The sequence below is a fragment of the Pseudomonas entomophila L48 genome (assembly GCF_000026105.1).
In the GTDB taxonomy this organism is placed as follows: Bacteria; Pseudomonadota; Gammaproteobacteria; order Pseudomonadales; family Pseudomonadaceae; genus Aquipseudomonas; species Aquipseudomonas entomophila.
Window position 1 is genome coordinate 1114049 of sequence record NC_008027.1, and the last position, 12775, is coordinate 1126823.

Below are 12775 nucleotides of genomic sequence, written 5' to 3' on the forward strand. Positions count from 1 at the left end.
AAAGTGACAAGCAGATGCACCCGATTGGGGCGTAGGAAAGGGCTGAAACTACTGTCCGAGACGGTCTTGGCCGTCCCGGACATCCAACTGGATGGGTCAGGGCACCTGGACTTCGATCAGGCCATCGGCGCTCATGCTGACCTCACTGGTGCCGGCTTCGATATCGGGTGCCGGCGCGGCCTCATCGGCGGCGCCCTTGGCCATCATCGCCATCGGTGCGTTGCGCAGGTACGGGCGCGGGTAGCCGCTGCTGTTCAGGTTCAGGCTGACCACCTTGTAGCCTTTGCCACCCAGTGCTTCGGTGGCCAGCTGGGCGCGGGCCTTGAAGGCCGTGACGGCATCCTTGAGCAGCTCGTCTTCATTGCTCTTGCGGGTGGCGGGGGCGATGGAGAAATCCATGCCGCCCATCTTCAGGTCCTGCAGCAGTTCGCCGGTCAGCTTGGACAGGGCCGGGAAGTCGGCGCTCTCCAGGCGCAACTCGGCGCGCTCGCGCCAGCCGGTGATCTTCTGGCCCTTGGTGTCGTAGATCGGGTAGCTGTTGCGGCTGCCCTGGCTGATCTTCACCTCTTTGACCTGGCGTGCCTGCTGCACCGCCTTGTTCATGGTCTCGGTGATCTCCTTGGCCAGCTTGCCCGGATCACTGTTTTGCGATTCGCTGTACAGCGTCACGACCATCAAGTCGCGTGCCACTTCCTTGCTGACTTCGGCGCGCAGCGAGACCTGGTTGTAGCGTGGCTCGTCGGCCGCCAGGGCGGGCAGGCTGGCAAGCATGCCGCAGGACAGGGCGAAGGCTTTGCTGCGACGGGAAATGTGCATGTGGAACTCCTTGGCAATATATAAAGCGCGGAACGCTATTCATCCCACGCATGGCCGATCAGACCGGAGTGAGTGTAGTGGGTTCAAAAGTGCCATCATGATTCTGTGACAAAGTGTGGCGCTTTGCCGCATTGCTGCAGCGAGGCGCCTGGCTTCGGTATACTCCAGCCGATTTTCCTGGAGCACTCATCGGGAGAGCTCATGCTCGCCGCCGCACATCCGCTGTCCGCTACACGCCAGAACCTCTGGCGCCTGACCTTCATCCGCATCCTCGTCCTGGCGGCCCAGGCCGGCTCGGTGGGCGTGGCCTACTGGACCGAACTGCTGCCACTGCCGTGGTTCTCGCTGGCAGTGACCCTGGCCCTGTCGTCGTTGCTGTGTGCCTTCACCGCCCTGCGCCTGCGCCTGTCGTTGCCGGTCACCGAACTCGAGTACGCCCTGCAGCTGGCCTGTGACCTGCTGATCCACAGTGCCCTGCTGTATTACTCGGGGGGCTCGACCAACCCCTTCGTCTCCTATTACCTGGTGCCGCTGGCGATTGCCGCGGTCACGCTGCCGTGGATCTACTCGCTGGTGCTGTCGGGGATCGCGCTCGTTGCCTACAGCCTGTTGCTGGTGCAGTACTACCCGCTGGAAACCCTGCCACTGGCGCGCGACACCATGCAGGTCTACGGCATGTGGCTGAGCATCGCCCTGGCCGCAGGGGTGATCACCTTCTTTGCCGCGCGCATGGCCGAGGAACTGCGCCAGCAGGAAAACCTGCGCGCCGAGCGACGTGAAGAAAGCCTGCGCGACGAGCAACTGTTGGCCGTGGCCACCCAGGCCGCCGGCGCCGCCCATGAACTGGGCACCCCGCTGGCGACCATGAGCGTGCTGCTCAACGAGATGCGCCAGGATCACGCCGACCCCCTGTTGCAGGAAGACCTGCAGATCCTTCAGGACCAGGTCAAGCTGTGCAAGGAAACCCTGCAGCAACTGGTGCGCGCCGCCGAGGCCAACCGGCGCCTGGCCATCGTCGAGCAGGACGTTACCGCCTGGCTCGACGAAGCGCTCAACCGCTGGCACCTGATGCGCCCTGAGGCCAGCTACCGCTTCCAGCGCCTGCGCGACGGTGTGGTGCCGCGCCTGACGCCGCCACCAGACCTGACCCAGGCCCTGCTGAACCTGCTGAACAATGCCGCCGATGCTTGCCCCGACGATCTGGAGGTGCGCCTGGACTGGGACGCCCACGACATCGTCATCAGCATCCGCGATCACGGCCCGGGCGTGCCCCCGGCCATCGCCGAGGCCATCGGCAAACCCTTCATTACCACCAAGGGCAAAGGCTTCGGCCTGGGCCTGTTCTTGAGCAAGGCCAGCGTGACGCGTGCGGGCGGTTCGGTGAAACTCTATAGTCATGAGCAGGGTGGCACCCTGACCGAATTGCGCCTGCCCCATGGCAAGCGAGGAGATGCATGATGAGCGAAGAAAACCAGGTTGAAGGCGAAGAGCTGCCGCACCTGTTGCTGGTGGACGACGACGCCACCTTTACCCGGGTGATGGCGCGGGCCATGGCCCGTCGCGGGTTTCGCGTGAGCACCGCGAGTTCCGCCGAAGAAGGTTTGAAGCTGGCCGAGCAGGACCTGCCGGACTACGCCACGCTGGACCTGAAGATGGAGGGGGACTCGGGCCTGGTGCTGCTGCCCAAGCTGCTGGAGCTTGACCCAGAGATGCGCGTGGTGATCCTGACCGGCTACTCGAGCATCGCCACGGCGGTCGAGGCGGTCAAGCGCGGTGCCTGCAACTACCTGTGCAAACCGGCCGACGCCGACGACGTGTTGGCGGCGTTGCTCTCGGAGCACACCGACCTGGACACCCTGGTGCCGGAAAACCCAATGTCGGTGGATCGCCTGCAGTGGGAACACATCCAGCGCGTGCTGGGTGAGCACGAAGGCAATATCTCCGCCACGGCGCGGGCACTGGGGATGCACCGGCGTACCTTGCAGCGCAAGCTGCAGAAGCGCCCGGTTCGTCGCTGACGGGTTCGCCGGCAAGCCGGCTCCTACGGGATTTGGCCGTTTGGACGATTACACGTAGGAGCCGGCTTGCCGGCGAAAGGGCCGCCAAGCGGCCCCGCCTTCTATCAGGCTTTCACCCCCGACCGGTCAACCCGCACCGCCAATTGCCCGCTACCCGCAGGCGCCTCGAACGCCACCAGCCCTCCTGCCGGCACCTTGGCCCGGCCAATCACCTTGCCCGCCCGCAGCAGCTCCAGCGGCATGCCTTCCAACGACTGGCCCGAAGCCAGCTCCAGTTTGATCCTGATGTTCATCTGTGACCTCCTTGTCACGCGTTGCGGTCGATGTAGGTGGTTGCCTTGCCGTCGAGGCTGGCGATCAGTTCCGGCGAGCCGCCGCGGAACTGGCGGAACAGGTTGCGCCCGCGCTGCTTGCCGTCCACCGGCACCTGCACAGTCGGGTGGAACTGGTCGGTCAGCTCGGCGTAGGTGCTCCAGGGGCCGATGTAGGACTCGTTGAGCTGCTCGGTCACGCTGAAGGCGTAGCGCACGGCATTGCCGCGCTGCCAGTTGAGGCCATCGGGCTCGCGGCGCTGCCAGCCATTGGCGACAATCGCCGGTGACCCGGTCGGCGCCTCGATGTAGCCCGTGGGCTTGTTCGGCTTGTAGTCCTTGAGCAGCAGGTAGGTGCTCCAGCCCCACCAGTCGGCGGTGCGGTTGCGGTCGTTGAGGTCGTTGACGTCCTTGCGCCGCAGCACGGTCTTGCCGTCATTGAAGTACAGCGGGGCGAAGTTACCGGGCACCAGGTCCTGCTCGGCGGCACGCAGGTCCGGCACCAGGCGCAGGGCGGCGTAGTCCTTGGCCAGCGGCACGCGGCCGTCGACGAAGGCCTGGAACACTTCGTCGGCCGAGCGCTGCACGGCGCGCCCGACCTGGCGGCGGTTGGCCACGTCGACCGTGTCGAAGTAGCGCTTGTCGCCATAGGCACGCCATTGCTCGCCCTCGGCGTTGCGCACGGCCAGGCCGTACTTGCTGTCTTCGTCGTGCATGAAGCGCGCGATCAGCGAGCCGACATCGCTGGGGGTGACGGTGTCGGCCAGCGCCTTGCGCGGCACCCGCAGGTGGCCGGCGGAGAACAGGTCGGTGAGGAAGTGGTCGGCGAAGGCGTTCATCGCATAGGCCAGTTGCAGGTCACGTTCGTTGCCGCTGGCACGCGCTTTCACGGCTTGCTGCAGGGCGCAGGTGTGGCCTGCCTGATAGGCCAGCAGGGCCCAGGGGCCGAAATGGTCCCAGTTGCTGGCGGCCAGTTTCAGGTAGCGGCCCAGGGGGAACAGGTCGGAGGCGAAGCTGCCGCCGCCGGTGATGCGGTTCCAGCGCGCCGACAGGGTGTCGCCCAGCGCGTCGTAGGCTTCGTGAGGCTGGCGGCCATCCTTGATGGCCTGGTTGGCGGCGCTGATTTCTTCCTGCATCACGGCCAGGATCGATTCGGCTTCGCTTTTCGCCGCTGGCAGGCGGGCGAGGGCGTCGAACGCCTGGGTGAAGCGCTCGAGGCGCTCGGCGTCGTTCGCGCCATCGGCGATCGGGCGCTCGGGCACACCGTAGAAGTCACCGCCCAAGGCGATCACCTGGCCGTAGGTCAGGCTCAGGCCGTTGGGCAGTGGCAGCGGCGATTGGTGGGCGGGGATACCGGCTTGCCCAGCCTCGAAGCGCAGCAGGGTGTTGTCACCGATGGCGGTATGTTCTGCGCCTTCAAAGAACAGCTCCGGGCCACGCTTGGGTGAAGCGGGCGGTACGGCAAAGCGGTGGTACTTGAGCGTGTGGTGCCCGTGCATCACCAGCACCAGATGGCTGTCCGGGCCGGGAAGGGCGACGCCTTGCGTGTCGAATAGCTGGTCGAGGTCGGCGACCACCAAGCTGGCCTGGGCCTGAAGGGCCGCAGGCGGGGTTTGCATGCCTGACATGATTTGCTCCTTGCAATCTCTGGATTGTCCATTTTTATACTGTATGTATATACAGTGAAATTCACTATATGCTGGATTTCTCCTACGTCAAGGTCTGTTTGTGCGGGTAACCGGCACCTGCGGCGGGCGCAAGCCCATGGCACTGACGTATGATTGCTCCCCTAACGAATACCCTCAGGATCACGCTGCATGCTCGCCCTTCTCATCCAGACACTGAACATCACGGCACCTGTGTTCGCCATGCTGTTCATGGGCGTGCTGCTCAAGCGCATCCGCTTGATCGACGACAACTTCAACAAGGTCGCTTCGACGCTGGTGTTCAACGTGTGCATGCCGGCGCTGCTGTTCCTCGGCATCTACCACGCCGACCTGGCAACGGCGGTCAAGCCCGGGGTGATCCTCTACTTCATCGCTGCCACGCTGGTGTGCTTCGGCCTGGCCTGGTGCCTGGCGATCTGGCGCTGCCCGCCGGCAGACCGGGGCATCTACACCCAGGGCGCGTTTCGCGGCAACAATGGCGTGATCGGCCTGGCACTGGCGGCCAGCCTGTATGGCGACTACGGTATATCCCTCGGCGCGGTACTGGCCGGGCTGGTGATCCTCATGTACAACTCGCTGTCGGCCGTGGTGCTGGCGGTATACAGCCCGGACCTGAAGTCCGACCCGTGGAGCATCTGCAAGAGCATCCTCAGCAATCCGTTGATCATCAGTGTGCTGCTGGCCACGCCCATGGCTTATGGCCAGGTGCCGCTGCCCAACTGGCTGCTGACCTCGGGCGACTACCTGGCGCAGATGACCCTGCCGCTGGCGCTGATCTGCATCGGCGGCACCTTGTCGATGGCGGCGCTGCGCGACAGTGGCCGGCTGGCGTTCGACGTCAGCCTGGTGAAAATGGTCTGGCTGCCACTGCTGGGGACGCTGGGCGCTTGGTTGTGCGGTTTTCGCGGCGCCGAGCTGGGCATCCTGTTCCTCTACATCGGCAGCCCTACCGCGGCGGCCAGTTATGTGATGGCGCGGGCGGCCAATGGCAACCACGAACTGGCGGCGTCGATCATCGTGATCACCACCTTGATGGCGGCGATTACCACGAACATCGGTATCTTCTTCTTGCAATGGGGTGGATGGATCTAGCCCATGACAGCAAGCAACACTAACAATACGGCCTCATTGAAAGGACACTTCATGCAAGACCAGAGCACGCCCGAGCAGTTGCAGCGCGGGCTGAAGAATCGCCATATCCAGTTGATCGCGCTGGGTGGCGCCATCGGCACCGGATTGTTCCTGGGCATTGCCCAGACCATCCAGCTGGCCGGCCCCTCGGTGCTGCTGGGCTATGCCGTCGCCGGCCTGATGGCTTTCCTGATCATGCGCCAGCTGGGCGAGATGGTGGTCGAGGAGCCGGTCGCCGGCAGCTTCAGCCACTTCGCCCACCAGTACTGGAGCGAGTTCGCAGGCTTCGTTTCGGGCTGGAACTACTGGGTGGTGTACGTGCTGGTCGGCATGGCCGAGCTCACCGCGGTGGGTATCTACGTACAGTACTGGTGGCCTGACTTCCCTACCTGGGCCACGGCGGCGATCTTCTTCGTGGCCATCAACGCCATCAACCTGACCCAGGTGAAGGTGTATGGCGAAATGGAGTTCTGGTTCGCCCTGGTCAAGGTGGTGGCCATCGTCAGCATGATCGGCTTCGGCGCCTGGCTGCTGACCAGCGGCCACGGCGGCCCGGATGCCAGCGTCGCCAACCTCTGGCAGTACGGCGGCTTCTTCCCCAATGGCGTGACCGGCCTGGTCATGGCCCTGGCGGTGATCATGTTCTCGTTTGGCGGCCTGGAGCTGGTGGGTATCACCGCCGCCGAAGCCGCCAATCCGCGTGAAAGCATCCCCAAAGCCACCAACCAGGTGGTCTACCGCATCCTGATCTTCTACATCGGCGCACTGGCGGTGCTGTTGTCGCTGTACCCGTGGCAGAAGGTGGTGCAGGGCGGCAGCCCGTTCGTCATGATCTTCCATGAGCTGGACAGCGACCTGGTCGCGACCATCCTCAACATCGTGGTGTTGACGGCGGCGCTGTCGGTCTACAACAGTTGCGTCTACGCCAACAGCCGCATGCTGTTCGGCCTGGCCACCCAGGGTGATGCGCCGCGTCAGTTGCTCAAGGTCAGCCGCCGTGGCGTGCCGCTTACCGCACTGGGCGTTTCGGCGTTCGCCACCGGGCTCTGCGTGGTGATCAACTACCTCATGCCGGGCGAGGCCTTCGGGCTGCTGATGGCGTTGGCGGTGTCGGCGCTGGTGATCAACTGGGCGAGTATCAGCATCACCCACCTGAAGTTCCGCAAGGCCAAGCTGGCGGCAGGTATCACGCCGTTCTACCGCAGCTGGGGGCACCCGCTGACCAACTACCTGTGCCTGGCGTTCATCGTGCTGATCCTGGTGGTGATGTACCTGACGCCGCCAATCCGCATCTCGGTGATGCTGATTCCGGCGTGGATCCTGGTGTTGTGGGTGGCGTTCCGCATGAAGAAGGCTCGTCAGGCCCAATGATGTAGTCAGTGCTGGCCCTTTCGCCGGCAAGCCGGCTCCTACAGGTATTGCACGCACCCTGTAGGAGCCGGCTTGCCGGCGAAAGGGCCGGTGGCCACTCAGCCTTCGTAGCTGTCGATCACTTCCTGCGCTGCACGGAAAGCATCAATTGCCGCGGGCACCCCGGCATACACCGCGCAATGCAACAGCGCCTCGCGAATCTCTTCCACCGTGCAGCCATTGTTCAGCGCCCCACGCACATGCCCCTTGAGCTCCTGTGGGCACTTGAGCGCGGTCAGCGTGGCCAGGGTGATCAGGCTGCGGGTCTTCAGTGGCAGCCCCTCACGCGACCAGACGCTGCCCCAGGCATGCTCGTTGACGAAGTCCTGCAGCGGTTGGGTGAATTCGGTCGCGTTGCCCAGGGCGCGGTCGACGAAGGCATCGCCCATCACCTGGCGACGGATCTTTTCCCCACTCTGTTGCGAATCAGCCATGTTGTTTTCCTTAGTGTTGGCGGCGCCAGGCGCGAAGCGTGGTGTACAGCAGCACGACCCCGAGCACCGGCAGTGCGTAGAACAGCATCAGTCGTTCAAGGCGCCCGGCCAGTGGCATGCCGGTGGTGAACGCGACCACGTGCAGGCCGTAGGCCAGGTACAGACACAGGAATACCAGGCCTTCGGCACGGGTGACCCGGTAGCCGGAATAGAACACGGGTAGGCACAGGGCGGCCACGCCAAGCATCACCGGCAGGTCGAAGTCCAGCGCATTGGGCGAGATCGACAGCGGCTCGGGGGTGATCAGCGCTGTCAGCCCCAATACCGCCAGCAGGTTGAACAGGTTGCTGCCGATCACCGTGCCCACCGCAATTTCCCGTTCACCGCGCAGGGCGGCGATCAAGGCAGCGGCCAGCTCCGGCAGCGAGGTGCACACGGCGACTACGGTCAGGCCGATGATCCGCTCGGACAACCCCAGGTCGGTCGCCACTTCCACGGCGGCCTCCAGCAGCAGGTGGCCGGCCAGGCTCAGAAGGCCGAGCCCAAGGGCGATCTGCATCAGCGCGCCGCTCCAGAAGCGTCCGGCGCTCGCATGGGCCGTACTGGGTGCCGGATAGGTGCGGGCATAGTGGCGCGATTGGTGCCAGAGCATGAGCAGGTAACCCAGCAGTGCGAGCAGCAGCACCAGCCCTTCGACACGCCCCAGCTGGCCGTTGCTGGCCAGCAAGTAGACCAGGCTACTGGCGACGATCATCAGGGGGATGTCCAGGCGTACCAGTTGGCGTGAAACGCGCAGCGGGATGATCAGCGCCGCCAGGCCGAGGATCACCAGCACATTGAAGATGTTGCTGCCGACCACGCTGCCCACCGCGACGTCCGGGGCGCCCTGGTAGGCGGCCTGCAGGCTCACGGTCAACTGTGGCGCGGTACTGCCGAAGGCCACCAGGCTCAGGCCGATGATCAGCGGGCGCACGTGCAGGCGGGTCGCCAGGCGCAGGGCCGCGCGCACCATCAGCTCGGCACCGATGATCAGCAGCACCAGGCCCAGGCCCAGTTGCAGGAGGCTGAAGGTGGGGAGGGTGGCCAGGTCGAAAATGGCGAGGGCTCCAGTCAGGTCAATCGCTCAGACCTTGTACCCGTACTCGCGCTGTTCCGCTACGGAGCATGCCGATTTTTTCTGCGGCGGCGCGTGAAAGGTCGATCAGCCGGCCACGGGTGTGGGGGCCTCGGTCGTTGATACGGACCACGACACTGCGTTGATTGTTGAGGTTGGTGACCAATACCCGGCTGCCGAAAGGCAGACTACGGTGGGCGGCGGTAAGGCCGTGCTGGTTGAAGGGTTCGCCGCTGGCGGTGCGTTTGCCATGGTGGCGTGAGCCGTAGTAGGAGGCGGTGCCGGTTTCGTTGTAGCCACGGGGGTCGATGTCGTGGCTGGCGCAGCCGGCCAGGAGGGAGAAGAGGGTGAGGGTGGCGAGGGGGCGCTTCAGCAATTCGGATGCTCCGCAAATGGGGCCGCTGGGCGGCCCATCGCGGATGAATCCGCTCCTACAGGAGCGGATTCATCCGCGATCGAGGGCAAAGCCCTCGCCGCTTTTTTCAGATCACCCTTCGAGCTTGGCCTTGAGCAATTGGTTCACTTGCCCCGGGTTGGCCTTGCCCTTCGACGCCTTCATCGCCTGGCCGACGAAGAAGCCGAACATCTTGCCGCGCTTGGCTTCATCGGCGGCGCGGTACTGTTCGACTTGTTCGGCATTGGCGGCGAGCATCTCGTCGAGCATCTTGTCGATCGCACCGGTGTCGGTAACCTGCTTGAGGCCCTTGCTCTCGATGATGCTGTCGGCGTCGCCCTCACCGGCGGCCATGGCTTCGAACACGGTCTTGGCGATCTTGCCGCTGATGGTGTTGTCGCGGATGCGCAGCAGCATGCCACCCAGTTGCTCCGCGCTGACCGGCGACTGGTCGATCTCGACGCCCAGCTTGTTCAGCAGGCTGCCCAGCTCCACCATCACCCAGTTGGCCGCAAGCTTCGCGTCGCCGCCGATGCTGACCACTTGTTCGAAGTAGTCAGCCTGTTCGCGGCTGGAGGCCAGCACGTTGGCGTCGTACGCAGAGAGACCGTACTGGCTCTGGAAGCGCTCGACCTTCTGCGTGGGCAACTCCGGCAGGGCAGCGCGCACGCTGTCGAGGAAGCTCTGCTCGATGACCACCGGCAGCAGGTCCGGGTCGGGGAAGTAACGGTAGTCGTTGGCTTCCTCCTTGCTGCGCATGGAACGGGTCTCGTCCTTGTTCGGGTCGTACAGGCGGGTTTCCTGCACCACCTTGCCGCCGTCCTCGATCAGGTCGATCTGGCGCTGGATCTCGCTGTTGATCGCGCGCTCGATGAAGCGGAACGAGTTGACGTTCTTGATCTCGCAGCGGGTGCCGAACTCGACCTGGCCCTTCGGGCGCACCGAGACGTTGCAGTCGCAACGCAGCGAGCCTTCGGCCATGTTGCCGTCGCAGATACCCAGGTAGCGCACCAGGGCGTGGATCGCCTTGACGTAGGCCACGGCCTCTTTTGCGCTGCGCATGTCCGGTTCGGAGACGATTTCCAGCAGCGGGGTACCGGCGCGGTTCAGGTCGATGCCGGTGGCGCCGTTGAAGTCTTCGTGCAGGCTCTTGCCGGCATCTTCTTCAAGGTGCGCGCGGGTCACGCCGATGCGCTTGATCGTGCCGTCTTCCAGGGCGATGTCCAGGTGGCCCTTGCCGACGATCGGCAGGTCCATCTGGCTGATCTGGTAGCCCTTGGGCAGGTCGGGGTAGAAGTAGTTCTTGCGCGCGAACACGTTGCGCGGCCCGATCTCGGCGTCGATCGCCAGGCCGAACATGCACGCCATGCGCACGGCTTCCTGGTTGAGCACCGGCAGTACGCCGGGCATCCCCAGGTCGACCAGGCTGGCCTGGGTGTTCGGCTCGGAGCCGAAGGTGGTGGCGCTGCCGGAGAAGATCTTCGACTGGGTGGCGAGCTGGGTGTGGATCTCCAGCCCGATAACAACTTCCCATTGCATGTGTGAATTCCTCAGAAGCCGTTAGGGGCGCGGGTGTGCCAGTCGGTGACTTGCTGGTAACGGTGCGCGATGTTGAGCAGGCGGCCTTCCTGGAAATACGGGGCCAGCAGCTGCACGCCCACCGGCAGGCCATCAACGAAACCGGCCGGCATCGACAGGCCCGGCAGGCCCGCCAGGTTGGCGGTGATGGTGTAGAGGTCTTCCAGGTACTCGGCGATCGGGTCGCCGGCCTTGGCGCCGATCTTCCAGGCCGGGTTCGGCGTGGTCGGGCCGATGATCACGTCGACATCGTTGAACGCCGCGACGAAGTCGTTCTTGATCAGGCGGCGGATCTGCTGCGCCTTGACGTAGTAGGCGTCGTAGTAGCCGGCCGACAGGGCGTAGGTGCCGACCATGATGCGGCGCTGCACTTCAACGCCGAAGCCTTCGCCACGGGAGCGCTTGTACAGGTCGGTCAGGTCCTTCGGGTCCGCGCAGCGGTGGCCGAAGCGCACGCCATCGAATCGCGACAGGTTGGAGGAGGCTTCGGCCGGGGCGATCACGTAGTAGGCCGCAATGGCGTGCTGCATGTTCGGCAGGCTGATTTCCTTGACCACCGCGCCGAGCTTTTCCAGCTCCTTGACGCTGGCCTGGACCCGTTCCGCGATGCGCGGGTCGAGGCCGGCGCCGAAGTACTCTTTCGGCAGGCCGATGCGCAGGCCTTGCAGCGAGGCGTTGAGGTCGGCGCTGAAGTTCGGTACCGGCTCCTCGACCGAGGTCGAGTCCTTGCTGTCGAAGCCGGCCATGCCTTGCAGCAGCAGGGCGCAGTCTTCGGCGGTGCGGGCCAGCGGGCCGCCCTGGTCGAGGCTCGAGGCGTAGGCGATCATGCCCCAGCGCGAAACGCGGCCGTAGGTCGGTTTCAGGCCGGTGAGGTTGGTCAGCGCGGCCGGCTGGCGGATCGAGCCGCCGGTGTCGGTGCCGGTGGTGGCCGGCAGCAGGCGCGCGGCCACTGCGGCGGCCGAGCCACCGGACGAGCCGCCCGGCACGTGCTCGAGGTTCCACGGGTTCTTCACCGCGCCGTAGTGGCTGGATTCGTTGGCCGAACCCATGGCGAATTCGTCCATGTTGGTTTTGCCCAGCGTGACCATGCCGGCTTCGGCCAGCTTGGCGACCACGGTGGCGTCGTACGGGGCGGTGAAGTTGTCGAGCATCTTCGAGCCGCAGCTGGTGCGCACGCCTTGGGTGCAGAACAGGTCCTTGTGGGCGATCGGCGCGCCGAGCAGCGCGCCGGTCTCGCCGGCGGCGCGACGGGCGTCGGCGGCGCGGGCCTGGTGCAGGGCCTGTTCTTCGGTGACGGTGATGAAGCTGTTGAGCTGCGGGTCGAGCTGCTTGATGCGCGACAGCAGTGCGCCGGTCAGTTCTTCCGAGGAGAACGACTTGTCGGCGAGTCCGCGGGCGATCTCGGCCAGGGTCAATTGATGCATGGCAGGCGCTTTCCCTTAATCGATGACTTTCGGTACGAGATACAGGCCGTTCTCGGTCGACGGCGCGACGGCCTGGTAGCGGTCGCGCTGGTTGCTTTCGGTGACCTGGTCGGGACGCAGGCGCTGGGTGGTTTCCAGCGGGTGGGCCAGGGGCTCGATGCCGGTGGTGTCGACGGCTTGCATCTGGTCGACCAGCCCGAGAATACTGTTCAAGGCGTCGGTAATGCGTGGCAGTTCGCCTTCATTCAGGCCCAGGCGGGCCAGATGGGCGATCTTTTCCACGTCGGAGCGTTGAAGCGCCATGGGGATCTCCAGGGAAACGAAATGCGGATTGGGGCCGCAAATGAGGAACATGTCAGGATTCTGGCGGTCAAAGGGCCGCGATCATCGGCAGGCATGCTCGGAAAAACAGCCAATTTAACATATTGGCTCCTTGCCCAAAATCCCTGCCATTGTTAGAGTTTGCCGCACTTTTTTA

13 protein-coding genes are annotated in these 12775 nt (G+C 64.7%); 4 read left to right on the plus strand and 9 right to left on the minus strand.

Features of this window, described 5'->3' with window-relative positions; all coding sequences use genetic code 11:
• Nucleotides 1-96: 96 nt before the first annotated feature.
• Nucleotides 97-816: an SIMPL domain-containing protein gene (locus PSEEN_RS04930; RefSeq protein WP_011532384.1), complete on the minus strand. Its 720-nt coding sequence runs from the start codon at nucleotides 814-816 to the stop codon at nucleotides 97-99.
• A gap of 201 nt (nucleotides 817-1017) precedes the next feature.
• On the opposite strand from PSEEN_RS04930, the gene PSEEN_RS04935 reads away from it, so the two are divergent.
• Nucleotides 1018-2274: an ATP-binding protein gene (locus PSEEN_RS04935; RefSeq protein ID WP_011532385.1), complete on the plus strand. Its 1257-nt coding sequence runs from the start codon at nucleotides 1018-1020 to the stop codon at nucleotides 2272-2274.
• Complete coding sequence (locus tag PSEEN_RS04940; RefSeq protein WP_044487744.1) at nucleotides 2274-2834, plus strand: response regulator transcription factor; 561 nt, start codon at nucleotides 2274-2276, stop codon at nucleotides 2832-2834. Before PSEEN_RS04935 ends, PSEEN_RS04940 begins: the two co-directional genes overlap by 1 nt.
• 104 nt (nucleotides 2835-2938) lie before the next feature.
• On the opposite strand, the gene PSEEN_RS04945 is transcribed toward PSEEN_RS04940, so the two are convergent.
• Nucleotides 2939-3127, minus strand: coding sequence for a hypothetical protein (locus tag PSEEN_RS04945; protein ID WP_011532387.1), 189 nt, complete (start codon nucleotides 3125-3127; stop codon nucleotides 2939-2941).
• Between the two features lie 14 nt (nucleotides 3128-3141).
• Complete coding sequence (locus tag PSEEN_RS04950) at nucleotides 3142-4773, minus strand: hypothetical protein (protein WP_011532388.1); 1632 nt, start codon at nucleotides 4771-4773, stop codon at nucleotides 3142-3144.
• A gap of 189 nt (nucleotides 4774-4962) precedes the next feature.
• On the opposite strand from PSEEN_RS04950, the gene PSEEN_RS04955 reads away from it, so the two are divergent.
• Nucleotides 4963-5904, plus strand: coding sequence for an AEC family transporter (locus PSEEN_RS04955; protein WP_011532389.1), 942 nt, complete (start codon nucleotides 4963-4965; stop codon nucleotides 5902-5904).
• Nucleotides 5905-5955: 51 nt separating this feature from the next.
• Nucleotides 5956-7314, plus strand: coding sequence for an amino acid permease (locus PSEEN_RS04960; protein WP_011532390.1), 1359 nt, complete (start codon nucleotides 5956-5958; stop codon nucleotides 7312-7314).
• A 98-nt stretch (nucleotides 7315-7412) separates the two neighbouring features.
• Here PSEEN_RS04960 and PSEEN_RS04965 read toward each other — a convergent pair whose 3' ends face one another.
• The 6 genes from PSEEN_RS04965 to gatC all read right to left on the minus strand — a co-directional run bounded on the left by PSEEN_RS04965 (nucleotide 7413) and on the right by gatC (nucleotide 12600).
• Entirely contained in the window at nucleotides 7413-7787 is a 375-nt protein-coding gene (locus tag PSEEN_RS04965; protein ID WP_011532391.1) for a carboxymuconolactone decarboxylase family protein, read from the minus strand.
• A gap of 10 nt (nucleotides 7788-7797) precedes the next feature.
• Entirely contained in the window at nucleotides 7798-8841 is a 1044-nt protein-coding gene (locus PSEEN_RS04970) for a calcium/sodium antiporter (RefSeq protein ID WP_044487746.1), read from the minus strand.
• A 61-nt stretch (nucleotides 8842-8902) separates the two neighbouring features.
• Complete coding sequence (locus PSEEN_RS04975) at nucleotides 8903-9277, minus strand: septal ring lytic transglycosylase RlpA family protein (protein WP_011532393.1); 375 nt, start codon at nucleotides 9275-9277, stop codon at nucleotides 8903-8905.
• A gap of 111 nt (nucleotides 9278-9388) precedes the next feature.
• Entirely contained in the window at nucleotides 9389-10834 is a 1446-nt protein-coding gene (gene gatB / locus PSEEN_RS04980) for an Asp-tRNA(Asn)/Glu-tRNA(Gln) amidotransferase subunit GatB (protein ID WP_011532394.1), read from the minus strand.
• Nucleotides 10835-10845: 11 nt separating this feature from the next.
• On the minus strand, nucleotides 10846-12297 hold the full coding sequence (gene gatA / locus PSEEN_RS04985) for an Asp-tRNA(Asn)/Glu-tRNA(Gln) amidotransferase subunit GatA (protein WP_011532395.1): 1452 nt from the start codon (nucleotides 12295-12297) through the stop codon (nucleotides 10846-10848).
• A 15-nt stretch (nucleotides 12298-12312) separates the two neighbouring features.
• Entirely contained in the window at nucleotides 12313-12600 is a 288-nt protein-coding gene (gatC, locus tag PSEEN_RS04990) for an Asp-tRNA(Asn)/Glu-tRNA(Gln) amidotransferase subunit GatC (protein WP_011532396.1), read from the minus strand.
• Nucleotides 12601-12775: the final 175 nt, after the last annotated feature.